The organism is Kiloniella laminariae, from assembly GCF_027214005.1.
Classification (GTDB): Bacteria; Pseudomonadota; Alphaproteobacteria; order Kiloniellales; family Kiloniellaceae; genus Kiloniella; species Kiloniella laminariae_A.
Genome location: NZ_JAPWGY010000003.1, coordinates 142,089 through 165,707 on the forward strand (window position 1 = coordinate 142,089; position 23,619 = coordinate 165,707).

Here is a 23,619-nt window from a genome sequence, read left to right on the forward strand (position 1 = left end):
TTCCCGATCCCCATATAATGGATATTACCTATTCAGCTGATTTGCATACTATTGTATGATACAATGAACAAATGCTGAACCGTGGAAATAGGTAAGGGTTGGCACTACCTTGGAAAACAATCGGCAAACATTAATCGACTACCAGCTAAAAAGCCTGACAGTTACAGACGCAACCCAGATCAGGGAAGCACTGTTGCGCCGGGTTTTTGAAGTATGGTCTTCTGTCAGATCGAATAACCGGGAACAGATCCCGACCCGAGAAGGAATGAATTTACCCTTCTCCATTTCCTTTGCTTTGCCGCACGTTGTGTTGTTTCAGGTTGAGGAAAATCCTCGCCGGTATCTTTATCGATTACAGGGGACCGAGCATGTCCACAATATCGGCAAAGACAGCACGGGCACTTATATGCACCAGTCTTTCTCCGGCCCTTTTTATGAGCTTATCCTGGGTCTCAACAACGCCGCGGTCGATAAAAGAGATGCTGAGTATTCCACCTTTTACACCCCCTGGATCTCTGTACAGAAGTATGCCCGTCTTGCCCTGCCTCTCTGTCAGGCAGGGAATAACCGGGTCACTCAGCTCCTGATCGTTGCTGAACTTGCTTTCGACAGAAATAAAATGGTTCCCTACAAAGACGGTATTGCACAATAGCGCTGTCTCAGATTTGGCAGGTTTGTATCACTCCTCCTGCAAAGCGGGAATATTCCGATATAGATCAAGAGCTTCAGGATTAGCCAGAGCTTCCTTGTTTCCGACTTCACGACCATTGATAATGTCTCTGACCGCCAGTTCGGTAATCTTTCCCGATCGGGTTCTTGGGATATCCGAAACCGCGACAACCTTGGCCGGAACATGGCGGGGTGTACAGCCAGTCCGAATGGCTGTTTTTATCTTCTTGATCAGCCCCTCATCCAAGCTGGCGACCTCTGCCTGCAAGATAACAAAGAGAACGACCCGGACATCCCCGTCCCAGTTCTGCCCGACCACAATTGCTTCTCGAATTTCCTCAAGCCGTTCAACCTGACGATAGATTTCTGCAGTACCAATCCGGACTCCTCCAGGATTGAGCGTCGCATCAGAACGCCCATGAATCACCAAACCTCCGTTTGGAGTGACTTCCAGAAAGTCACCATGAGTCCAGATGTTCTTGAAGCGGGCAAAATAGGCTTTGTGATACCGGGACCCGTCCTCATCATCCCAAAAACACAACGGCATGGAAGGGAATGGCTCGGTGCAGACCAATTCACCGCGATCTTTCGCAACAGGCTTTCCTGTGTCATCAAAAGCGGCAACAGCACAGCCAAGTGCTGGCGTCTGGATTTCACCCCGGTAAACCGGGCCAATCGGATTTCCCAGCATAAAGCAGCCAAGAATATCCGTTCCTCCAGCGATTGACGCCAGCTGCACGTCTTTTTTGACATTGTTGTAGACAAAATCAAATGCTTCCGGAAGCAGGGGGGATCCAGTCGAGTAGATCGTGCGCAAAGTGGGAAGACTGTATTTCAGAACCGGGCTCTCTCCCGATTTTTTCAGCGTATCAAGATACTTTGGCGACGTACCGAAATGTGTAACCTTTTCCTGCTCTGCCAAATCGAACAACACAGTCGGGCTTCCGGCAAAGGGAGAGCCGTCATAACAGATAAGCGTGGCACCACAGGCAAGACCAGCGGCAAACCAGTTCCACATCATCCAGCCACAGGTCGTGAAATAAAACAGCCGATCTCCTTCTTTAAGGTCTCCGTGGAATCGGTGTTCAACCAGCTGTTTCATCAGGGCGCCACCGGCACGGTGGACGATGCACTTTGGTGCTCCCGTCGTACCCGAAGAAAACATGATGAACAGTGGATGATCAAAAGACTGTCGGCTGAAATCAATTTCTCCAGGACTGTAGGGAGCGACAAAATCGCGGTAATCACTTGCCTGTTCTATCCCCGTCAGATCCAGTGTTTTCCCCGCCCAGGAAACAATCACGACCTTTTCAATCGACGGAATTTGTCCTGCAACATCCCGAACTTTCCCGAGAACATCGTGATTTTTGAGATTATAGTCATAACTGTCCGGCGCAATCAGCACCTTGGGTGAAATCTGGCCGAAACGATCCAGAATACCCTGAACCCCAAAATCAGGAGAAGCAGATGACCAGACGGCACCGATCGCCGAAGTTGCCAACATGGCAATAATTGCTTCAGGCATGTTAGGCATCAAGCCTGCTACACGGTCTCCTGGTCTGACCCCCTGGGCTCTTAGAGCCTGAGACAAACGGGAAACTTCGGCATAGAGCAAATCCCTGCTGAAAGCCTTTTCGCGCCCCTTCTCACTCCAGAACACCAATGCCTCTTCTGATCCCCGGTAACGCAGCAGATTTTCGGCAAAATTCACCCGGGCATCCCCAAACCACTTACTGGTCTTGATATCCCCGTCATTCCGGGTAAAGGCGTGTCCACCTTTGGCCCCGATAACGCCCAGATAATCCCAGGCAGAAGACCAGAATTCTGCGATCTGTTCCACCGACCAGCGATGCAGTGAGGCAAAATCATCAACCGTTACTTTGCCTTCTTTTTCCAACCAGGACATAAAATCAGTGACGATCGCATTTTTGATTCTCTCATCACTAGGTTGCCATTGGGGTTTTGCCACAAATGTCATGATTGCCCTTGCTCCCGATTGGTTTCTTCAGCTGGTTGGTTTTTTTAGTTATGTTGCAGCGCACACCTTAGCGCCAAGCCCGCGGGTTTCAAACAGATTTTTCTTTCAGGCCAACCCGACAGGTCAAGAATATGGAGATCTGCCAGCAGAAAAGCTTGTCATTTTCTGACGAGGATCAATCCTTTTGCGCAACTGATCAGACCCTGGAATGATCAAGCCGGGAATCTGTGGTATCACTGTGAAGGCTATCCATTGAACCTGTAATATAGTTGACCAGGCGCAACCCTGCTTCACTCAGGTCGGGCTGCCGATAAAACAAGCCGACCTCAACATCTGCTAGGCCCGGAAACCCGTTTTCAACTGCTATCGGCACCAAACTAGAGGGAACTGTCTTCTCTGAAAGGACTGTCACTCCCAGCCCCGCTTTGACCGCGGCTTCAATTCCAGACTGGCTCGGACTGCTATAGGCTACCCGCCAATTTCTTCCCGCACGGTTCAATGCTTCGACTGTCCGCTGCCGGTAAAGACACCCCTGCGGATAGACGATCAGTGGTAGTGGCTCCTCAGCCAGCAGGCTGGCGTCTCCGTTACTGACCCAGACAAGCCTGTCTGTCCAGGTCTTGGCCAGTGAAACAAACGGGCTCTCTCCGCAAAGGGCAATAACAACGTCATAATCCTGTTTTTCCATTCCCCGCACAAGATCGCGAGAGATACCACAGGTCACTTCCAGTGTTATGCCATCATGAGCCCGGGTGAAGCCCCCCAGAATTGTCGGAAGGATAGAGACAGCAAAATCACTGGGCAAGCCGACACGCACCACGCCCCCAACACGCGGAGAACGCAGCCGGGAAACGGCTTCATCATTCAAAGCAAGAATCTGTCGGGCATAAACTCCAAGCGCTTCACCATCTTCTGTCAGCTTCACTCTTTTACCCGCGCGAACGAAAAGAGGTATATCAATCAATTCTTCGAGACGCTTTAGCTGCAGACTGATTGCCGGTTGCGAGCGTCCCAGTACTTCTGCTGCCCGGGTTATTCCCCCAAGGTCCATGACTGTCGTGAAGGTACGAAGCAGATCTGTTGGCAAGTTGATCATCTGGAAGCCATACCGACTGTTTCCTCTGTAGCCCTGAAATGTGTCTCTCAACTCTTTGCCAACTATATACCGCCTGGCAAGAAGAACCCAAACCTCATGATATATAAAAGCCCGATACCTTTAAAAAGTATCGGGCTTTAAATAAAGCAGCTTTTATAAACAGATATTATTTCTTGATAATGTTATGTTCTGGCCCGTAGGGGAACTTGGTAATGTTTTCCGCTCCCTGATCACCAACAACCAGAATATCGTGTTCACGGTAGCCACCAGCCCCAGGCTTTCCTTCAGCAATCATGATCATCGGCTCCATGGAAACCACCATCCCCGGTTCCAGCACGGTTTCCACATCCTCACGCAATTCCAGCCCTGCTTCCCGGCCATAGTAATGGCTGAGCGTGCCAAAGGAATGGCCATAGCCAAAGGTCCGGAACTGTAACATCTGGTGCTCACGGAAGATTTCATTTAGTTCCAGGGCAATATCACAACAGCGAACACCCGGTTTAATCAGTTTCAGGCCTGCTTCATGGACCTTTACGTTCACTTCCCAATACCGCAGGTGCGCATCAGAAACATGCTCTGCAAAAAGTGTCCGCTCCAGAGCAGTATAGTACCCGGCAATCATCGGAAAACAGTTCAGGCTAAGAATATCCCCCGCCTCTATCCGCCGGCTGGTAACAGGGTTATGGGCTCCATCGGTGTTGATTCCGGACTGGAACCAGGTCCAGCTATCCATCAGTTCACCATGAGGGAATGTTTTGGCAATGTGCCGTACCATCGCCTGGGTTGAATGCAGGGCCACTTCGTGTTCTGGCACACCAACTGCAATTGCCTCAACACAGGCCGCGCCCCCGATATCAGCAGTTGCGGCCCCATGTTTGATAATCGCGATCTCTTCTGCCGACTTGTTCATCCGCATCCGCATGGTCGGGGCACCAACATCGACAAATGTCGGATCCCCAAGTGCAACAGCCATCTTGTTTTTGTTGTCAATATTAATGTGGTCAAATTCCAGTCCGACCCGGTTGAGTTTCTGACCAGCAAGTTCCTGTTGAATGGCAAAGAAATAGTTATCCTTTTGCCAGTCTGTATAGATCACGTTGTCATCAAAACTGCGGCGCCAGGGTTGGGCGCCATCAATATTCGCCGTCACGGAAATATGTTTGTCCTGGGTTACAATCAGTCCGTAGGGACGCCCGAAAGAACAATAAACAAAATCATTGAAATAATTGATATTGTGGTACGAGGTCAGAATAACCGCATCAATATTCTTGTCAGCCATAAAAGCACGAAGTCTGGCATTACGGCGTTCCATTTCCTGCCGGGAATAGGTCCCCTGGACCTTTTCACCATTGCGGATGCGCAAAGTACGTTCCATGATTTTACTCCTGATTCTGAACATTTTGCGAATCAGGCCTCTGTGGGCAGATATCGGCAGATATGTTCTGTTAGCGAAACTTTCGCCTCACATGTAACAGCAAGAAAATCATAAACATAATCAATAATATCAATGAATATATTTACAATATTTATGAGTTGTAGGGTCAGCTTGAATAAAGGTTTGCGAGGGTCACCCTCGGGGGAAGGCAACCCTCGCTACGATGGACCCCCAACTCCAAGGGAAGAGTGAAAACCCAATCGTTTCGGCAACTCATTCAGGATCACGATAAGCTCTCGGCATAAGCCTTCGCGCAACTGTCAATCAGGGCTTGAGAAAAGCTGAATCACAGGGACAAATCAACAAATAAATATTGAGAATAATTTATCTAAAATTTTATCTATCTTCTTGAAAGGTATACAAAAAATATAATTTCACCGACAAACTTATACAGACTCATCCTGTCTCTGAATCTGATCTCGGAGTCTCTAGAGTAACACCTTGAAATTTTTGAAATTCATCCTCTTGCCAAAACAAAGACCGTATATTCTCGTTCGATTTCAATTTGTCATGTCTTGAATTTTTGTTCTGGAAAACAATTTGAAATCTAAGGATATTTTTACGGCAGAATGATTATGCCAAGCTCGGGAATTGAAATCACTTCTGTCTTTATGAGATAATGATTTTGAGGGCGGAAAACGTATATGATGACATCTTCGAGAAGCTTATCTTGGATTTAGCGTCAAAAGAAATGGTTGAAGAGGCATATTTTGAAACCGTTACAGAAGCCCTTGCCCGAAACGAATCTCTTCTGACAGCACATAAAGAAGGGGTGACCGCTGCGGCAATGCTTTTAGCAGCTATGACTGGCACAGAAGAAGATGACGCCAGAAAAGAGGTTGTCGCCCTGGACCTCCGCCCCCAGTAGTCAAGATACGACCCGGTGTCGGAAACATTCTGGTTGAGCGAATGTCCTATCAATAAATCAATGCCAAATATACAACTTATGAATATTATTTAAATATTGTTTAATTTTGCGTTCCCTTTTTTCAATTAAGGCCTTTTCTTCACCAACCATAAATTGGCTGTGAAATTCTATAAATATAAACCTTACATTATTGAAAAGATCTTCCTTTATCAGTTTTTCAAGTACATCATATTCACTCGACTCAATATCCATTTTGATAATTATTTCATCATAATGGAGCTTGGACTTCAAGAGGGCAGCAAAATCGATAGTAGAAACTTTCGTTGCTTTAGTACTATCTGCCTCATAAAACACAGTATTATGAGTAGAAACAATGGATGCTCCATCCGATTTTGAACCACGTTCATCCTCGACTAAACCAAACAAGTCTAATGTTCCTTCCTCCGTCCATACAGCTGCTTCTATAATTTCAAGATTTTCAATATTGCTGTACTTTTCTTTAAGCGTAATCACACAATTTGGATTAGGCTCTATTAAGATATAATCATAAAATCTATTGGGAAAATATTTACTAAAAAATGTAAAGCCCTGACCAATATTTGATCCACAATCTATAAACAATCTCTTCTTTTTTGAGCTAATAAAAAAGAGACGTATAGAATAAAATTTGAATATCCATCGTTTTCTTATTCGTGAAATTAGAGAAATTTTCATTTTGGGTAAATATTCCATAGAATAACAACATATTATAAGTATTAGATCCGATAACCTCTTATAATCAACTCATCAAAGAGCTGATTATAAGAATTAAAGTGGTGCTCCAAAGCAGACTTGAACTGCTGACCCCCTCATTACGAATGAGGTGCTCTACCAACTGAGCTATTGGAGCACATGAAAAATTGTTAACATAGCATTGCGTCGAAGACCAGTATGGAGAACACGAACCATCATGATTATTCGGTATCGTGAAACCTCTGTCCTTAGGGGCTTAGCCTAAGCTTCGTCTCATATTATTCGTGTTGCAGAAAACTGTGCCGCCCAATCGATCAGACTGAGTTCGGTCAGACTGGGTTTTTATCCTCATGTCTTGCCATTATCTGTTCTGATCTGGTTGGAAAGATAGAAACCAGAAGACGGGCCATCAACAGGCTCGACGCCTTATTATCAAGAAAATCGGGTGTTATATGCATCCTGACCCAGAGACCATCGACCATGGTATCGAGGGTATCCGCGACCGAGGCCGGGCTCCAGACGTGATCTTGGATCAAGGCTGCCGCGCCTTCACAAAGTCGCAGAATAATGCTGTAGCGTTCGCGATCAAAATCATCACACAGCTTTGCAAATCTGGGTCGCGCTGTTACTTCGCCCCAGAATGAATTCCAGAGTGTCAGATTCCGGGGGTTACAGATTTTTGGGTCCAGGTCAGCGAGCACCAGAGCAGTGATTTTTTCGACAGGATCATCAGGGGCCTTTTCAAGTTCTTCCTGCCAAAGGTCCTGATACTCCTGATAGTGATACCGCAAGGTCTCGACCAGAAGGTTTTCTTTGGTCTGGAAGTAAAAGACCGCCGCCCCCTGGGACAGACCAGCCGACTTGGCTACAGTCGCCAGTGTCGTGGCCGACATACCATGCTCGACAATTGAATCAATAGCAGCTTCAATCAACTGCCGTCGTCGTCGAGAGGTATTTTCGGTTTGCTGCCCCTTCGGTCGACCGGGACGTTTTTTTTCCTGTGCTTGTTGCATACCCTCTGGTGCAATCTCCTACAGCGAACTGAACTTTGCTCGCAAATATAGCATTACAACAGAAAAAGCGAGTAATTTCATAAACAACAGCCTTACTCGCTTTGCCTTTTCTGATGCAGGAAGCATTTATACCCTAAATCTCTCGCATCTGAGCATTCACAGCCTTTACGGTATTGAGAGCAGGAGGCTGGTCCAGATTCATCACCGGCAGATCCCGCCTGAACGCATCGTGGTAACACCTGACGTTATATTCTAGGTCAGAGAGAACGATGCCATCAAAAGCACTGGAGTTCATTGCCTCACAGGACCATTCAATCAACTGTGTATCCTCATCCGTCGTTTCATTATCTATTCGCGTAGAAAGATACCGGGCCAGGCGCATACCCCTGCTTTCATCAGCATGGCGATAAATTGCCCCGCGTTGATGGGTTCGCCCGGCAGAAATCGGATGCTCTTGGTAAAATGAGACCGTACAGGGATAGAAAGACAAAACCATGTTCGGATAAATACCGATATACAGCCAGGCCCTTTGGTTTCCTTCTGGCAGGTGCGCCACTTTCGGTAAAATTTTCTTGTATTTCTGTACACTCCAGATCTTTCCTGGCGTGTCGGTAAATTCAGCATAGGAGCGACAGCTGCCGTTTATCAGTGGTTCATCCGAATAGTTACCACCATAGAGTTCCTGCAGCTCTGGATGAGCCATTCTGACATGATACCCCTCGTTATCCACGTCGCGAACCGACTTCCAGTTTACGTCCATGTCGTGGCTCCAGTAATTCGAACCTGCAGGCACCATAGTCTCTGATCGATAATGTGCTATTTCTTCCGCATGTCTGGCCAAAAGCTCTGCAACAGGCGGCTGATCTCCTGGCAAGAAGCGGACAAACACAAACCCCATCCAGACCTCAAACTCTATCGGCTTAAGTCCATGTTCAATGGAATCAAGTTTAGGCAAGGTTTCCGGGGAGGCAGCCCCCAGCAAGGCACCATCAAGGCCATAGCTCCAGCCATGAAAAGGGCAAACAATTGCCCGTTTGCAATTGCCTTTTGATTCACACAGGACACGCGATCCACGATGGCGACAAAGGTTATGAAAAGCCCGGATCTGACCGTCTTTTCCGCGCATGAGCACAGCCCGTTCGCCGACAATATCAAAGGTTACATAATCACCAGATTCAGGAATATCGGAAACATGACATGCGACCTGCCAATGTCGCCGGAAAAGAACTTCCTTTTCCAGTTCCGTCAACTCCTCATTGTGGTAGGTCCAGCCAGGCAATCCACCCCGGTCCCAATCCTGATAACTGCTCTCTTCTGACTTCAAATCCCCAGCAGGTATTGTGTTCATTTCTTCATACCTTTTATTTTATTTGAGCGCTTATATAAATTAATATAAAAAAAGTAATTTGTCACCCCCTATCAGCTCGATTTTCACTGAAGATCAGAACAATCAACAAAAGGACGATTGAGGATCAAGAGCCAGAGAACGGCTCCCCAAAGAAACACCGCTCCTGTCTTTTGAGCAGGAGTAATCCATCTGCTTTCAAATACAGGTTACAGATCGCTATAGCCGGTATTTCTGCCGTGCCTGATGCCTCATAATCAGGCCTGCACAGATAACCCCCAATGCCACAGCCAGAATAATCAATGTCGCCAGGGCATTAATGTCTGGCGTCACCCCGAGCTTCACTTTCGAGAAGATCACCATGGGCAGCGTGCTGCTGCCCGGCCCCGACACAAAGCTGGCAATCACCAGATCGTCCAGGGACATCGTAAAGGAAAGAAGCCAGCCTGCGATCATGGCCGGCATCAGCAGGGGAAGAGTGATATCCCAGAGAACACGCAAAGGCTTGCCGCCCAGATCCATAGCCGCTTCCTCCAGATTCTCCTCCATCCCCGAAAGAGCGGACTGAACAATTATCGCCACATACGCCATGCTGAAGGTTATATGAGCAATGGTTATTGTTGTAACACCACGGCCATTTGGCCAGCCAACCAGATCCTCCATCGAGACAAACAGTAACAATAGGGACAGTCCCGTGATCACTTCTGGCATGACAAGCGGTGCTGTGATCATCCCGGTAAAGGCCAATCGGCCTCGAAATCGACCAAACCGCGACAAGGCCAGCCCCGCCAGCACCCCGAGAATGACAGAAAAGGTTGCCGACACAGCAGCGATCCGAAAACTGAGAAGAGCAGCATTAATAATCAGATCATTCTGAAACAGTTCTCCGTACCATTTAACAGAGAAACCACCCCAGATCGTCGCAAGACGAGAACTGTTAAAGGAATAGAAAATCAGTGACAGGATCGGCACATACAAAAAGGCAAAACCGAAAACCAGCACAGAAAGCAGAAAAGTAGAACGTTTTTTCATGACCTAGCTCCGCTCCCCGTCTTTTGCCTGAAAATGCTGATACATCATGATCGGCACCACCAGAAAAGCCAGAAGAGCAACGGCTACAGCAGAGGCAACAGGCCAATCCCGGTTACTGAAGAATTCATCAAACAGAACCCGCCCGATCATCAGGGTGTCATAATTACCCAACAGTGCCGGAATAACGTACTCACCTGTTGCCGGAATAAAGACCAGCAACGATCCGGCAACTATACCCGGAAGCGTCAACGGTAACGTTACGGTGTAAAAAACCGTAAAAGGCTTGCCCCCCAGATCCGCCGCCGCCTCATTCAGGCTTTCATCCAGCTTTTCCATCGTCGCGTAGAGCGGCAAGATCATAAAGGGGAGATAGGAATAAACGATACCGACATAGATCGCCCCCTCGGTAAACATCATGTTCAGGGGTTCATCAATAATTCCCATTGAAAGCAAGGCACCGTTAATAATGCCGTTTTTATTCAGCAATCCCATCCAGGCATAAATACGCAAGAGAAACGACGTCCAGAAGGGCAAAACCACCATCAGCAACAGTATGCCCCTGATATCAGAACGGGAACGGGCTATCCCGTAGGCCATTGGATAGCCGATCAACAGGCAGATAATTGTCGACTTTCCCGCAAGAAAGAGAGAATTGAGATAGGAAGAATAATAGAGATCATCCGTCACAAGGAACCTGAAGTTCTCGAAGGTGACCGAAATCGTAAAACTCAGATCCTCAGCCCACTCGAACAAAGGTGTGAAAGGCGGACGGGCAATCATCCCTTCTGCCAGGCTGATCTTGAGAACAATAACAAAAGGAACGATAAAGAAAATCAACAGCCAGACAAGCGGTACGGCGATGACAAAACGTTTCCAGTTCCGCTGTATCAATTTTCCACTCAAATCCCCGGCCATCTTTACAATGGAGCCCGCTGATAAAGTCGGAAGCTTTTTGTTTGCCGCATCCCTGCTCATTTCATCAACACCACCATGCTGGAGGGCTCCCACGAGACAAAAACAGCATCTTCCCAGGTGAGATTGCGCTCTCCCTCTGAAGAGCGGCGCAGGTTCGGCGTCGTCGCCTGCAGGATCTGGCCATTTGCCAAACGGATCCTGTAAATTGTATGGGTCCCCATATAGGCAATATCATGAATGAAAGCGGGCAGCTCGTTTACGCCATTTTCGACCGTAGATTGGCGGGAAATCTGGATTTTCTCGGGCCGGACTGCCAACCAAAGCTGCCGGGCTTCCTTCACGGCAACACCACGGTCCAGGTAAAAATCTTGCGCCAGAGCCCCACAATGCGCCACCAGATGATCACGGCCACTTTCCTTGACATGACAATCAAACATATTGATTGAACCGATGAATTCAGCAGTGAATTTTGTTTCAGGACTTTCGTAAATATCCGACGGCGTTCCAACCTGGATAACATTTCCCTTGTCCATCACAGCGATCCGGCTGGACAGGGTCATGGCCTCTTCCTGATCATGGGTTACCACGACAAAAGTAATTCCCAGCTTATCCTGAATATTCATCAATTCGAATTGGGTATGTTCCCGCAGCCTTTTATCCAGCGCCCCCAGCGGCTCATCCAGCAGCAGAACTTTTGGGCGCTTCACCAGAGAACGGGCCAAAGCCACACGTTGTTTCTGCCCCCCGGACAATTGATTGGGTTTGCGTTTTGCAAAGTCGGACATCTCGACCAAGGCAAGCATATCAGCAACACGTTCACGGGTTTCCACCTTTGAAACGCCATCCCGGTGCAAACCATACGCGACATTTTTTTCTACCGTCATATGCGGAAAAAGCGCATAGGACTGAAACATCATATTTACCGGCCGTTCATAGGGCGGCATATCGGTTACATCCGTGCCGTCAATAATGACCCGGCCTTTGCTGGGTTTTTCAAAGCCCGCCAGGATACGCAACAGTGTCGTCTTGCCACAACCCGATCCGCCAAGAAGCGAGAAAAGCTCGCCCTTGTATATTTTCAGGCTGATATCGTCGATTGCAGTAAAAACACCAAACTTCTTTCCCACACCCTGGATATCAATAAAAGGCTCTGCCTCGGCATCAAAAGCAGGTCTATCCCCAACAATCGGTTTTTTGAATTCGGTCATCACACGCTTTCTCCTAAAGCGGGAACGGGTAACCCTGCTCTTGATCTGTCAGCAGGGTTACCCACTGAAGTTAGCTTCCAGTCTTGATCCGGCTCCAGCTGCGCGTACGAACGCGCTCTACCTTTGGCGGCAATGTTTTTGCAAGATACATCCGTTCCATGGCCTTGCTATCAGGATAAACGGCCGGATTGGTCCGGATCTCCTCATCAACCAACGGAGTAGCAGCCTTGTTTGCATTAGCATACCAGGTATAGTTTGTTGCAGCAGCAATCACTTCGGGACGCATCATATAGTTGAGCCACTTGTAAGCTGCTTCCTTGTTCGGCGCATCACTCGGGATCGCCCACATATCAAACCAGGCTCCGGCACCTTCTTTCGGCACAAAGTAATTCAGATTGATGTCCACGCCCGCTTCTTCAGCCCGGGATGCCGCCACCGCATAGTCACCGGACCAGGTCATGGCAATACAGCGTTCTTTGCTTGGTAACGCGTTCAGATAGTTGGAACTGTCAAAGGTTGTCACACTCCCCCTGATCGCGGATACAGCCTCGACAACCTTGTCGTAATCTTCCGGGTTGGTCGACATGGGATCCAGCCCCAGATAGGAAAGAGTCATCGGGATCACATCAACAGGTGAATCCAGCAAGGATATGCCACAGTCAGCAAACTTTGAAATGATCGAGGGATCCAGAATCATGCTGAAGGAACCTATGGGCGCATCAGGCATCCGCTCCTTGATCATATCGACATTGTAAGTGATGCCGACAGTACCCCACATATAGGGCACCCCGTATTTGTTGCCCTGATCCCAGCTTTCCACGACCTTCAGGATATCCACATCAAGGTTGGCATAATTATCAAGCTTGCTTTTATCAAGAACCTCAAACACACCCGCCTCAATAAGGCGCGGCATAAATGAGCCCGCGTGCAAAACAACATCATAACCTGAACTGCCGGTAATCAGTTTTGCGTCAACTGTTTCACTGGAATCATAGGTGTCATAAATGACCTTGATTCCTGTTTCAGCTTCAAAATCGGCGATTGTACTTTCACCGATATAATCGACCCAGTTATAGACGTGTAATTCGTCTGCTTTTGCAGATGACAAGGCAATGGATAGAGAAACAGCTGTTCCTGCAATCAACGCCATCGTCGCGACATTGCCCAACACACCCGTTATCTTTTTTCTTGTACTCATGAGTATCTCCCAGTTCATTGACGTGCGCGCTCCCTGATTTTTTTATATTCTTCAGCGCATGCCCAATTTAATCAGAAGGTACCTCAACCAGATCTTGTTGTTTGTTACTGTCTTGTTTTTATGCTGGATAGAAGTCCCGCTTAAACATCAAGCTCATGTGTTCGTTGATCCAATCAGACCATCCAACCCACGTTTATTAAAAATTCCTCCTATTATTAATCTCTGGATTTCACTGGTTCCTTCCCAGATTCTGTCCACTCTGACTTCGCGGTAGAAGCGTTCGGCAGGGTTTTCACGCATGTATCCCCGACCGCCAAAAATCTGGACACAACGATCCGCGACCCGTCCGACCATTTCTGACGCATAGAGTTTGACCATGGAACAGCGCGCGTGAAGGCGCTTCAAATCTTCTCCCCGGTCATGAGCCTGGGCAGCTTCATAGGTCATCAGCCGGGCCGCCCAAAGCTCAGTCGCACTGTCTGCAAGCATGGCCTGGACCAATTGATATTGGGCAATAGCCTGTCCGTTAGAGAGGCGGTTATTGGCAAAAACCCTGACCTCTTCAAGAAGCCGTTCCGCTGCCCCGCAGCTCCGTGCTGCAATCATCAGGCGCTCCCGCCGGAACCAGGCACGGGTATAGTCCATACCCGCCCCCTCATCACCAATCCGGTTTGCCACCGGAACCTTCACATCCCTGAAGCGATAGGTGGGATGGTGCGCCTCGAAAGTATGCGAGAACAGCGGCGTATCAATTACTTCTATGCCCGCGGTATCCAGATCAACAAAGAACAGAACATGCGCCCCCGCATGTATCCCTCCTTCAAGCCGAGCCTGGAAAATGGCAAAATCAGCAAGATTTGCAGATGTCACAAACCACTTCTCTCCATTGAGAATATAATGGTCACCTTCCTGCCTGGCGGTAGCGTCCAAACCATCGACATCAGAGCCTGACTCTGCTTCGGTAATGGCGTAACACTCATGCCGTTCACCTTTCAGAATCGGCACAACATAACGATTGATCTGATCATCACTGCAGGCTTCAAACATCCATTTGTGCGCTTCACTGAAACACCAGCCCAGAGCATTCGTTACCCGGCCCAATTGCTCATAGATCGCAACCTGCTCGACAACACTGAGCTCCAATCCTCCGTACTGCTTCGGCGCATCCATTCCCGATAGATTGAAATCCAGAGCTTTCTGCCGTTGCCGCTGCCGGATCTCCGGGCGCAAATCACCACCATTCAACTCGGCCTCAACTTCAAAAGGAATAAGGTCGTGATCAACAAATTCACGCACTTTCCCAGCCCAAACCCGCGCCTCTTCTGGCAAGCGAAAGTCCATCACCCTGCTCCTGTATTGCTGATCGACCTGTATTGATCGGCCGTTTATTTTTTGTTTGGTTTTAAACTCTCGATCTGAGTTGCCTTTGAGGGGAAAAGTGCCTTCATCAATTCAAATGAAGCGTTCGCCGCCTCCTGTTTCTTTATCGACTTGGGTGTAATCAGATACCTTTGCCACAAGCTGTCCGTCATACCTTCGATCGCGAAAGCCGCAATCTGCGGGTCAACTATGGCGCCCCCCTGATCACAGACTTTTCGACAGAGATCACAGAGAACTTCGGTGTGCGCCTCATCAAGGGAACCACATTCCTTCATGTAGGTTGGCCTTGACTTTGACTCACCCCAAAAAGCGTACCAGACCGCGATTTTCTTCCGGTTGAAAACCGAACGATTGAAATCAGCCCTTACAACCGCACAAAGCTGTTCAACCGGGTCCTCACCCGCCTCTTCAAGGGCTGTCGCCCAGGCATTGCGATATTCCTCTGCCATAAACCTGAGCGTCTCAAGAAAAAGGATATCCTTGCTCTTGAAGTGAAAAATCACAATTCCCTGTGACACCCCTGCACGATCGGCAACCTTCGCCAGGGTCGTATCGGAAAACCCCAGCCGATCTATGCAGTCGATAGTCGCATCGATCAATTGCTGTTTTCTGAAGACCTTTTGGGCTGCTCTGCTGCGCCTCGGAGTCTGTTTCATTTTCATATCCATATTGACTAAAAGCTTTAGTTTAATAATTTTATATCGTCAATAATAAAATATATTACGTTAAATATCAATAGCTTATATATAAATATTGAATGAGCGCTCAGTTTATTATGGACAATTTAAAATTCCAAAACCACAATGCAGCAACAAAATGTTTGAAAGGTCCAAATCATGCGATCCCTCACCAAAAGCAACGCTCAGTTCAAAAAAGCCCTTAAAAAGCTGCCCCTTGGCGTAGCTTCAAACTTTCGCTACTGGGGCGATGACAAGACGATTTATGTCAAACAGGGAAAGGGCGCCCGTTTCTCGGATTTGGACGACAATCAATACATCGATTATCGCATGGGATATGGCCCTGGAATTCTAGGTTACGCAGATGATCGCGTTGACGCCGCTGCCATTGAAGGAATGAAAGTCGGTGGCGTCTTTGCTCTTGCTACAGAGCTGGAATACACCGTCGCGAATCGAATTTCTCAGATGGTACCCGCGGCTGAGCTGGTTCGTTTTTCCAATTCCGGGACCGAAGCTGTCATGGCAGCTCTACGCATTGCTCGCGGCTATACCGGCAAGGATTCCTATATCATTATCGAAGGCGGTTACCACGGACTGTTTGACGCTGCCCTCTGGTACACACCCATGGAAGACTGGGTCGAGGGCCAAGGCGATCCGGAACTGGTTCCCTATAGCGACGGCGTTCCCCAGATGCTCAAAAAGCTGATTCACACCGTCCCCCTCAACGACGCCAACAAACTCGAAGACGTGCTCAAGAAACACGGATCTGATATCGGGGCGCTGCTGATCGAACCCATTATGGGAAACTGCTGCAGTATTGCCGCAAACGCAGAATACATTCATCAGGTTCGAGAACTCTGCGATCATTATGGCGTCGTCATGATTATCGACGAAGTCAAAACAGGCTTCCGGGTAGCAAAAGGCGGTGTTCAGGAACTTTATGGGGTCAAAGCCGACCTCTGTACCTTTGCCAAAGCTGTCGCCAATGGTTATCCGATCTCGATCGTCGCCGGACGCGAAGAGATCATGCGCAAAGTCGGCAATGGGATTGCCCATGGCGGCACCTATACCGCCCATTCTGTTTCTCTGGCCGCTGCCAACAAAACTCTTGAAATTCTGGACGAAACCTCAGCGCTTGAAGATATCGCCAACTTTGGTCTCGACATGCAAAAAGGTATCAGCGAAATCCTGGATAGCCGGAATATCGCCCACTCCTTCTCAGGCCATCCTTCCATGGGAGGGCTGTTCTTCAACGAACATCCGCCAGTGAACTACCGCAGCTGGAAAAAAAGCGACTATTCCTTCTATGACACCATGGCCCAGCACCTCCATGAGCTGGGCATCCTCTGTGAACCGGATAGCCGGGAACCCTGGTTTATCTCCGCGGCACACGACAAAAGCTGCCTTGTTGAAACATTGAACAAGTTCGAAAAAGCCGTCGATCAAACCTGTGAACAGCTAAAAGTCGCTTAATCCGGCCTTTCTACGCGCATCTCTTTTCTACTGGGGAGGCAGGCCAAGCGGCTCGCCACAGATAAAATGAACCAAACACGTTATGATGCCATCATCATCGGCGCCGGACACAATGGTCTGACGACTGCCTGCTTTATGGCAAAAGCCGGCCTCAAGGTCCTGGTCCTGGAAAAAAACGATTATCTCGGCGGTGCCGCGGTCAGTCTGGAACTTCATCCAGGCTGGACCTATTCGAACTGTTCCTATGTCTGTAGCTTGCTGCGGCCGGAAATTGTCCGGGATCTCGACCTGCCCAAATATGGTCTTCAGGTCATTCCCTATTCCGGTGGCGGGGTCTTCATGCAAAACGGGGATCACCTCTGCAACTACACTGACCATGATGCCCACCGCCTTGAGCTGGCGCGTCATTCGAAAAAAGACTCTGAAGCCTATGACCGCTATTCAACCGACCTGATGCGGCAATGCCGTTTTATCAAGCCGCTCTTGATGCGCATGGCCCCCGATCCCACGTCCTTCAAACCACGGGATCTGGCGGAACTGGCCTATCTCGGCAAGCGGTTCCATGATTTTTCAGAAGCACAGATGGCAGAGACTCTCCGCTTCTGGACCATGAGCGTGGCAGAGTTTCTCGACGAATATTTCGAATCAGATGTGATCAAGGCCTATTACGCCGGCTCGGGTATCATTGGCACGGCTCTGGGCCCCATGTCCCCCGGTACAGCCTATGTGCTGCTGCATCACTACATGGGCGAGGTTGATGGCAACATCGGCGCCTGGGGCTTCGCACGGGGCGGTATGGGCTCCATAAGCAAAGCCATGGCCGCTTGTTTTGAAGACCATGGCGGAGAAATCCGTAGCGGCTGTGGCGTGGACAAGGTCCTGGTGAAGAATGGTCGTACCATCGGAGTTGTTCTGAAGAACGGTGATGACTATTACGCCAACACCGTAATTTCCAACGCGGATGTGAAACATACCTTCCTCGATATCGTCGAGCGGAACGACCTTCCCGAAGACTTTGTCCGTCAGGTTGAACGCTTCAAGATCAGAGGTTCTTCCGGGAAACTGAATATTGCCCTGGATGGCATGCCGGAATTTCCACAGGTCCCGAAAGATTCCCCGATCTTCAACGGCGACATGCACTTTACAGACAGCATCGAACGGATGGAACGGGGTTACGATGACTGGAAAAATGGAACCTGGTCAAAAGATCCCTATCTCGACATGTTGTTGCCCACCCGGATAGACCCGACCATGGCACCACCCGGAAAGCACTACATGACTGTGTTTGTCCAATATGCCCCCTATCACCTTGCCAATAACGAAAGCTGGGATGGCCCCAACCGGGACGCCTTTGCCCAGACGGTCTTTAACCAGATTTCGGAATACAGCCCGAATTTCAAAGACATGATTCTACACTACGAATGCCGGACACCGCTTGATATCGAAAGAGAAGCAGGCATTACCGAAGGGAATATTTTCCAGGGCGAGCTCACTTTTGACCAGTTGCTCTTTAACCGCCCGGTTCCCGGTTATGCCCAGTACAGATCACCCATCAAGGGCCTTTATATGTGCGGTTCCTCAACCCATCCCGGTGGGGGTGTGATGGGAGCACCAGGAGCAAATGCAGCACGCGAAGTATTGCGGGACCTTGGCGCACGCCAGACGGTTCGGGGGTATTAAAAAATGACGACAAGATATGACACAATTGTAATCGGGGCCGGTCACAATGGCCTGACCTGTGCCGCCTATCTTGCCAAGGCGGGCAAAAAGGTTCTGGTTCTCGAAGCAAAAGACCGGATTGGCGGCATGGCTATCACAGAACCAACTGAAGACGGGGTTCTGATCCCGACCTGTGCCCATCTGCTGTACCAGCTTCACCCTGACGTTATCCGGGACCTGAACCTGAATTTGAAGATGGCCGCCTCTTCCCTCCCGACCATTGCTCTGGGCTCTGATGGCCGCCACCTCAAAATACTGGGAGAAACCCTCACCGCCATGAATGGCGCGGATTTATCTTCCAAGGACCAGGAAAATTACACCCAGGTTATGCGGGATCTGAAAAAATTTGCCCGCGTCCTTGGTGCTTTACTCGGGCAGAAACCTCCCCGCCTCAAAAACCGGGACTGGGAAGATACCAAAACCCTGCTTAAACTTGGCCTCTCGATCCGGATGATGGGCCGTAAATCCATGCAGGAATTTTTGCGAATTGCCCTGCTCAATATTGCCGATCAATTGGAAGATCACCTGGAAAACGATCTTTTAATGGGGGTAACGGCCATGGAAGCTGTCTGGGGAACCCATCTCGCCCCCCGATCACCCGGTTCCGTTCTTAGCCTGATGTATAGACTTGCCGGAAGCATGGAAGGTACTCAGGGTGCCATCGGTATTCCCGCAGGGGGCATGGGTAAAGTTTCTGAAGCACTCGAGCAAGCAGCAACCAGAGCAGGGGCAACCATCCGTACCAATGCGCCGGTTAAGTCCCTTCTTGTTGAAAATGATACCGTGATCGGCGTAGAGCTGGAATCAGGCGAAAAACTTCTGGCCAACTCCGTTGCTTCAAGTGCAGATCCACAGCGGACCTTTCTCTCGCTTCTCGGCGCAGAACACCTGGATGCCGGTTTCACCCGACGTCTTAACAAGATTCGAAATCGGGGGGATGCAGCAAAGGTAAATCTGGTTCTGGATGGTTTGCCGGAATTCAACGGCTTGAGCCAACAGGATCTCGCAGCGAAACTGGTCATCGCCCCCAGCATCAACTATATCGAAAAAGCCTTCAACCACGCAAAATACGGGGAGTTCAGCGAACATCCTGCATTGGAGATCACACTTCCCACTGTGGTTGATCCAGCCAGTTCCCGATCGAACAAACATGTTCTCTCCATTGTGGCCCAATACGCCCCTTATCAGCTCAAAGCAGGCTGGAGTGAAGAACAACGGGCAGATCTTGGAGAGGCCGTAATTCGTACACTGGAGGCCTATGCCCCCAACATCCGCAAGCAGATTGTTTCACAGCAGGTATTAACGCCATCAGATCTGGAACAGCTTTTCAATGTTACAGGTGGTCATTGGCACCACCTCGAAATCCAGGTCGATCAGCTGTTGATGATGCGCCCGCTTCATGGGACAGCCCAGTATGAAACCCCCATCGGAGGCCTGTTCCTTTGTGGTGCCGGGGCGCATCCAGGTGGAAATGTTACCGGAGCACCCGGCATGAATGCCGCCCAACGTATTCTGTCCAGAAAGGGCTGAGCCATGACAAAATCCATTTCGCCCCGGAAGTCTGAACTCCTCTCCGCAAAACCGCGCATTAATGCTGGCCGGAAGCCGACACCCTTTCACCCAAGACAGGTCGAAAAATGTGAGACCAACGACTGGACACTCTGGGCTGGATACAGCGTTCCGAACAGCTATCACAGTGTCGAACTGGAATACTTCTCCATCCGCAACGGCGCCACTCTTTATGACATCTCGCCCATGTGTAAATATCGCATCAAGGGTCCGGATGCCGAACGCTTTATGAACCGGTTTGTCCCAAGAGATGTCAAAAAAATCAAACCGGGCCGGGTTGCCTATGCCATCTGGTGTAACGATGAAGGCCATATACTGGATGATGGCACAATATTCAGGTTTGGCCCTGATGATTTCCGGCTGTGCAGCCAGGAACGCCAATACGCCTGGCTGATGGACTCCGCCCTTGGATTTAATGTCGAGATCCTCGACGAAACCGACGATATCGCCGCCCTCCAGTTCCAAGGGCCGACAACCTTTGCCATTCTCGAAGCCATGGGAATTAAAGGTGTCGAGACACTCAAACCCTTTGATCACAAAAATTTCCCCTTTGCCGGAACGGAGCTGATGGTCTCCCGGACAGGCTTTACCGGTGATTTGGGGTATGAGCTCTGGATAGAGCCGGGCAAAGCCCTTGAGCTCTGGGATGCCCTGATGGCAGCGGGTGCGGACAGAACCATATCCCCGATCGGCTCACTTGCTCTCGACATGGCGCGAATAGAAGCCGGGTTTATCCAGCCGACCGTCGACTTTCTTCATGCAGAACACGTCGTGCGGCACACCAGAGGACGTTCACCCTTTGAACTGGGTCTCGATTGGCAGGTTGACTTTGGCAAAGGGCACTTCACTGGGCGCCGGGCCCTGTTAAAGGAAAAAGAGGGCAACAGCTCGCGCTATTGCTTTGTCGGTCTCGAAATTGAAGGCAACAAGCCCGCCCATAACGCGCTGGTCTATCACAAACAAAAAAAGGAAATAGGTCACATTACCTCGGCAGTCTGGTCACCAACCATGAAAAACAATCTCGCCATGGCGCTGCTCCAGCGTCCCTTTGGCGTAGATATCCAAGAAGACCTCTGGGTCGAGATCTATGTCGACAAGGAACTGAAATGGGACCGGGTAATGGCCAAGGCGAAAATTGTTGACCGCCCTTTTTTCAATCCCCCCAGAAAACGCCTGACACCACCAGCAAGATTCTAGGGAGCTACGCGTGCGCCATCGTTTATCTTCTCTGCTTGACCCCCGGTCAATTGCCCTGATCGGGGCCAGTGCCAAGGCCGGATCTGTTGGACAGATCATGTTACAACACATCCGGATTGGTGGGTTTGCCGGACCTGTGTTTGCTATCCATCCAACCAACGACGAGGTCGAAGGCTTTCGCTGTTACCCCGGCCTGGGTGACTTACCCGAAGTGCCAGAGCATGCTATTCTCTGCGTCGGCGATCATCAGGTCGTAGAACGCCTGTCAGAATGTGCGGCTCTTGGTATAAAAGCCGTAACCATCCTTTCTCCTCTTCATGGTGACGATGACAATCCTGATAGCCTGAAGCAGGCTGTTTGCAACATTGCCGAAGAGACGGGCATCCTGGTCGTTGGCGGAAACTGTAACGGATTTTACAATTTCTGCTCCGGCCTCTGGGCCTGCGGCTTTCCAACCCGCCATGATCACCGTGCAGGCGGCATCACTCTTCTGACCCACTCAGGTTCATTGTTTAACGCCATTCTCGATACAGACTCCCGACTTGATTACAACTATGTGGTCTCTACGGGGCAAGAATTAACAACAGATCTGGCTGACTACATGGACTTCGCGCTCGAGCAGGACTCGACCCGGGTTATCGGATTGTTTATGGAAACGGCACGGAATCCCGAAGGTTTCGCCAAAGCCCTCGCCAAAGCCGCAGAACGTAAAATCCCTGTCGTCGCCCTCAAGGTTGGCCGAACCGAAAAATCGGCCCGGTTGGCCGCCAGTCACAGCGGTGCTTTGGTTGGGAATGATCAGGCCTACACTGCGCTCTTTGACCGCTATGGCGTACGACGTGTCGAGACGATTGACGAACTGGTTTTCACTCTGATGCTTTTTGCTGAGCCAACCCGGGTGGGAAGCGGGGCTCTTGCCTCAATCCACGATTCCGGGGGCGAACGCGAACTGATGGTTGATCTTGCCGAACAGATAAAAGTTCCCTTTGCCGAACTTTCTGCTGATACCCGCCAACGTATCCAGTTAAAACTGGGGCCGGGCCTTAAAGCAGAGAACCCGCTGGATGCCTGGCATTCCTATAACAATTACGAGGAAAGTTACGGACAGAACCTGATTGAGATGATGTCCGATCCGCAGGTAGCCCTGGGCGTCATCGTGGGAGACCGAGGCCCTGGCGGGCAGATTTACCCTGAGTACATCCGCTACGCTCAAGCCGCAAAAGATACTTCTGGAAAGACTGTCTGCATTGTAGCCAATCATCAGGGAACCGGGACCTGTCCTTCTGTGATAGAGGCAACCCGCAAGGGAATTCCAGTGCTTGATGGCATCACCCCTTTTTTGAAGGCTGCCAGCCACCTTTTTGCCTATCGGGATTTTCAGATCCGTCAGGAAACATCCGCCCCCCAGCCCCCTTGTGATGTGGTTGAGAAATGGCGCGACTATCTGATCAGAAAAGGGTCTCTGGATGAATATACCGCTTCCCGGCTTCTTCAGGAATTCGGTATCCCAGTTCCAGCGTCCCAACTGGCGCAATCGGCATTTGAAACCGTCGTTGCAGCCCGGAAAATCGGTTATCCCGTTGTGGTCAAAACCGCCGAAGCCGGGATCAATCATAAATCAGATTCAGGCGGGGTTTTCCTCAATCTAACCAACGATGCAGCTGTTTCCAGTGCCTATGACCAGCTTTCGAAAAAGTTGAGCCCCAGGGTTATGGTTGCCTCGATGATTCAGGGGAAAGGCGTCGAGATGATTTTGGGGATGGTCAATGATCCTCAGTTCGGCCCTGTAGTGATGGTCGGATTTGGCGGAATTCATGCCGAGATTCTCGCAGATACTGCTGTCGCCCTGCCACCCTTCGGTGAAGAAACAGCACTGAGGATGATCAACAGCTTGAAATTACGAAAACTTCTGGATGGTGTGCGCGGTGCTCCGCCCGTGGATATGACCGCGCTTGTCGGGTGTATCACCCGCTTTTCCAGCATGATTCATTCCCTTGGTGATCTGATCAGCGACTTTGATATCAATCCCCTTCTGGTCTTGCCTCAGGGGTGCATTGCTCTGGATGCCCTGGTGCTCCGGGATAACCCCGAGGCAAAAGCTGCAGAATAAACACT

At 49.7% G+C, this 23,619-nt stretch carries 19 protein-coding genes and 1 tRNA gene; 7 read left to right on the forward strand and 13 right to left on the reverse strand.

All coding sequences use genetic code 11. The features are described from left to right. The first annotated feature begins 109 nt into the window (after nucleotides 1-109). Complete coding sequence (locus O4H49_RS09710) at nucleotides 110-652, forward strand: hypothetical protein (RefSeq protein WP_269423238.1); 543 nt, start codon at nucleotides 110-112, stop codon at nucleotides 650-652. Between the two features lie 27 nt (nucleotides 653-679). Here O4H49_RS09710 and O4H49_RS09715 read toward each other — a convergent pair whose 3' ends face one another. From O4H49_RS09715 to O4H49_RS09725, 3 genes are all read right to left on the reverse strand, one after another. Further along, nucleotides 680-2,647 carry an acetoacetate--CoA ligase gene (locus O4H49_RS09715; protein WP_269423239.1) on the reverse strand — a complete coding sequence of 656 codons (1,968 nt, stop codon included), beginning with the start codon at nucleotides 2,645-2,647 and terminating at the stop codon, nucleotides 680-682. 196 nt (nucleotides 2,648-2,843) lie between these two features. Next, nucleotides 2,844-3,743, reverse strand: coding sequence for a LysR substrate-binding domain-containing protein (locus O4H49_RS09720; protein ID WP_269423240.1), 900 nt, complete (start codon nucleotides 3,741-3,743; stop codon nucleotides 2,844-2,846). A 166-nt stretch (nucleotides 3,744-3,909) separates the two neighbouring features. Beyond that, complete coding sequence (locus O4H49_RS09725) at nucleotides 3,910-5,118, reverse strand: M24 family metallopeptidase (RefSeq protein WP_269423241.1); 1,209 nt, start codon at nucleotides 5,116-5,118, stop codon at nucleotides 3,910-3,912. Nucleotides 5,119-5,848: 730 nt separating this feature from the next. Between O4H49_RS09725 and O4H49_RS09730 the strand changes: the two genes are divergently transcribed. Beyond that, a complete protein-coding gene (locus O4H49_RS09730; RefSeq protein WP_269423242.1) occupies nucleotides 5,849-6,046 on the forward strand; it encodes a hypothetical protein in 198 nt (65 codons plus the stop codon). A gap of 57 nt (nucleotides 6,047-6,103) precedes the next feature. Here the strand turns inward: O4H49_RS09730 and O4H49_RS09735 are convergent, their stop codons facing one another. From O4H49_RS09735 to O4H49_RS09780, 10 genes are all read right to left on the reverse strand, one after another. Then, complete coding sequence (locus O4H49_RS09735; protein ID WP_269423243.1) at nucleotides 6,104-6,760, reverse strand: FkbM family methyltransferase; 657 nt, start codon at nucleotides 6,758-6,760, stop codon at nucleotides 6,104-6,106. A gap of 99 nt (nucleotides 6,761-6,859) precedes the next feature. After that, nucleotides 6,860-6,935: transfer RNA gene (locus tag O4H49_RS09740), tRNA-Thr, on the reverse strand. 172 nt (nucleotides 6,936-7,107) lie between these two features. Next, nucleotides 7,108-7,791, reverse strand: coding sequence for a TetR/AcrR family transcriptional regulator (locus O4H49_RS09745; RefSeq protein WP_269423244.1), 684 nt, complete (start codon nucleotides 7,789-7,791; stop codon nucleotides 7,108-7,110). 133 nt (nucleotides 7,792-7,924) lie between these two features. After that, nucleotides 7,925-9,139 (reverse strand): aromatic ring-hydroxylating oxygenase subunit alpha, encoded by a 1,215-nt coding sequence (locus O4H49_RS09750; RefSeq protein ID WP_269423245.1) that lies wholly within the window; start codon nucleotides 9,137-9,139, stop codon nucleotides 7,925-7,927. Between the two features lie 216 nt (nucleotides 9,140-9,355). Next, nucleotides 9,356-10,168 carry an ABC transporter permease subunit gene (locus O4H49_RS09755; RefSeq protein WP_269423246.1) on the reverse strand — a complete coding sequence of 271 codons (813 nt, stop codon included), beginning with the start codon at nucleotides 10,166-10,168 and terminating at the stop codon, nucleotides 9,356-9,358. Between the two features lie 3 nt (nucleotides 10,169-10,171). Beyond that, complete coding sequence (locus tag O4H49_RS09760) at nucleotides 10,172-11,143, reverse strand: ABC transporter permease subunit (RefSeq protein WP_269423247.1); 972 nt, start codon at nucleotides 11,141-11,143, stop codon at nucleotides 10,172-10,174. Then, entirely contained in the window at nucleotides 11,140-12,291 is a 1,152-nt protein-coding gene (locus O4H49_RS09765) for an ABC transporter ATP-binding protein (RefSeq protein WP_269423248.1), read from the reverse strand. The genes O4H49_RS09760 and O4H49_RS09765 overlap by 4 nt, the downstream gene beginning before the upstream one ends. A gap of 70 nt (nucleotides 12,292-12,361) precedes the next feature. Beyond that, a complete protein-coding gene (locus O4H49_RS09770; RefSeq protein WP_269423249.1) occupies nucleotides 12,362-13,489 on the reverse strand; it encodes a polyamine ABC transporter substrate-binding protein in 1,128 nt (375 codons plus the stop codon). A gap of 153 nt (nucleotides 13,490-13,642) precedes the next feature. Then, nucleotides 13,643-14,830: an acyl-CoA dehydrogenase family protein gene (locus tag O4H49_RS09775; protein WP_269423250.1), complete on the reverse strand. Its 1,188-nt coding sequence runs from the start codon at nucleotides 14,828-14,830 to the stop codon at nucleotides 13,643-13,645. Nucleotides 14,831-14,874: 44 nt separating this feature from the next. Then, nucleotides 14,875-15,525, reverse strand: a complete 651-nt coding sequence (locus O4H49_RS09780) for a TetR/AcrR family transcriptional regulator (RefSeq protein WP_269423251.1) — start codon at nucleotides 15,523-15,525, stop codon at nucleotides 14,875-14,877. 180 nt (nucleotides 15,526-15,705) lie between these two features. On the opposite strand from O4H49_RS09780, the gene O4H49_RS09785 reads away from it, so the two are divergent. Genes O4H49_RS09785 through O4H49_RS09805 form a run of 5 tightly spaced genes read left to right on the forward strand, consistent with a single transcriptional unit; the run spans nucleotide 15,706 to nucleotide 23,614 of the window. Continuing rightward, complete coding sequence (locus O4H49_RS09785) at nucleotides 15,706-17,019, forward strand: aspartate aminotransferase family protein (RefSeq protein WP_269423252.1); 1,314 nt, start codon at nucleotides 15,706-15,708, stop codon at nucleotides 17,017-17,019. Nucleotides 17,020-17,049: 30 nt separating this feature from the next. After that, nucleotides 17,050-18,699, forward strand: a complete 1,650-nt coding sequence (locus O4H49_RS09790; RefSeq protein ID WP_269423723.1) for a phytoene desaturase family protein — start codon at nucleotides 17,050-17,052, stop codon at nucleotides 18,697-18,699. Nucleotides 18,700-18,702: 3 nt separating this feature from the next. Next, complete coding sequence (locus O4H49_RS09795) at nucleotides 18,703-20,268, forward strand: phytoene desaturase family protein (protein ID WP_269423253.1); 1,566 nt, start codon at nucleotides 18,703-18,705, stop codon at nucleotides 20,266-20,268. Nucleotides 20,269-20,271: 3 nt separating this feature from the next. Beyond that, nucleotides 20,272-21,504 (forward strand): aminomethyltransferase family protein, encoded by a 1,233-nt coding sequence (locus O4H49_RS09800; RefSeq protein ID WP_269423254.1) that lies wholly within the window; start codon nucleotides 20,272-20,274, stop codon nucleotides 21,502-21,504. Nucleotides 21,505-21,514: 10 nt separating this feature from the next. Continuing rightward, a complete protein-coding gene (locus tag O4H49_RS09805; protein ID WP_269423255.1) occupies nucleotides 21,515-23,614 on the forward strand; it encodes an acetate--CoA ligase family protein in 2,100 nt (699 codons plus the stop codon). The last annotated feature ends 5 nt before the right edge of the window (nucleotides 23,615-23,619 follow it).

Excerpts from the sequence above, each read along its gene's own strand:
- O4H49_RS09715 (WP_269423239.1), bottom strand. The coding sequence starts at position 2,647 with ATGACATTTGTGGCAAAACCCCAATGGCAACCTAGTGATGAGAGAATC.
- O4H49_RS09720 (WP_269423240.1), bottom strand. The coding sequence starts at position 3,743 with ATGATCAACTTGCCAACAGATCTGCTTCGTACCTTCACGACAGTCATG.
- O4H49_RS09725 (WP_269423241.1), bottom strand. The coding sequence starts at position 5,118 with ATGGAACGTACTTTGCGCATCCGCAATGGTGAAAAGGTCCAGGGGACC.
- O4H49_RS09735 (WP_269423243.1), bottom strand. The coding sequence starts at position 6,760 with ATGAAAATTTCTCTAATTTCACGAATAAGAAAACGATGGATATTCAAA.
- O4H49_RS09745 (WP_269423244.1), bottom strand. The coding sequence starts at position 7,791 with ATGCAACAAGCACAGGAAAAAAAACGTCCCGGTCGACCGAAGGGGCAG.
- O4H49_RS09750 (WP_269423245.1), bottom strand. The coding sequence starts at position 9,139 with ATGAACACAATACCTGCTGGGGATTTGAAGTCAGAAGAGAGCAGTTAT.
- O4H49_RS09755 (WP_269423246.1), bottom strand. The coding sequence starts at position 10,168 with ATGAAAAAACGTTCTACTTTTCTGCTTTCTGTGCTGGTTTTCGGTTTT.
- O4H49_RS09760 (WP_269423247.1), bottom strand. The coding sequence starts at position 11,143 with ATGAGCAGGGATGCGGCAAACAAAAAGCTTCCGACTTTATCAGCGGGC.
- O4H49_RS09765 (WP_269423248.1), bottom strand. The coding sequence starts at position 12,291 with ATGACCGAATTCAAAAAACCGATTGTTGGGGATAGACCTGCTTTTGAT.
- O4H49_RS09770 (WP_269423249.1), bottom strand. The coding sequence starts at position 13,489 with ATGAGTACAAGAAAAAAGATAACGGGTGTGTTGGGCAATGTCGCGACG.
- O4H49_RS09775 (WP_269423250.1), bottom strand. The coding sequence starts at position 14,830 with ATGGACTTTCGCTTGCCAGAAGAGGCGCGGGTTTGGGCTGGGAAAGTG.
- O4H49_RS09780 (WP_269423251.1), bottom strand. The coding sequence starts at position 15,525 with ATGAAACAGACTCCGAGGCGCAGCAGAGCAGCCCAAAAGGTCTTCAGA.
- O4H49_RS09785 (WP_269423252.1), top strand. The coding sequence starts at position 15,706 with ATGCGATCCCTCACCAAAAGCAACGCTCAGTTCAAAAAAGCCCTTAAA.
- O4H49_RS09795 (WP_269423253.1), top strand. The coding sequence starts at position 18,703 with ATGACGACAAGATATGACACAATTGTAATCGGGGCCGGTCACAATGGC.
- O4H49_RS09800 (WP_269423254.1), top strand. The coding sequence starts at position 20,272 with ATGACAAAATCCATTTCGCCCCGGAAGTCTGAACTCCTCTCCGCAAAA.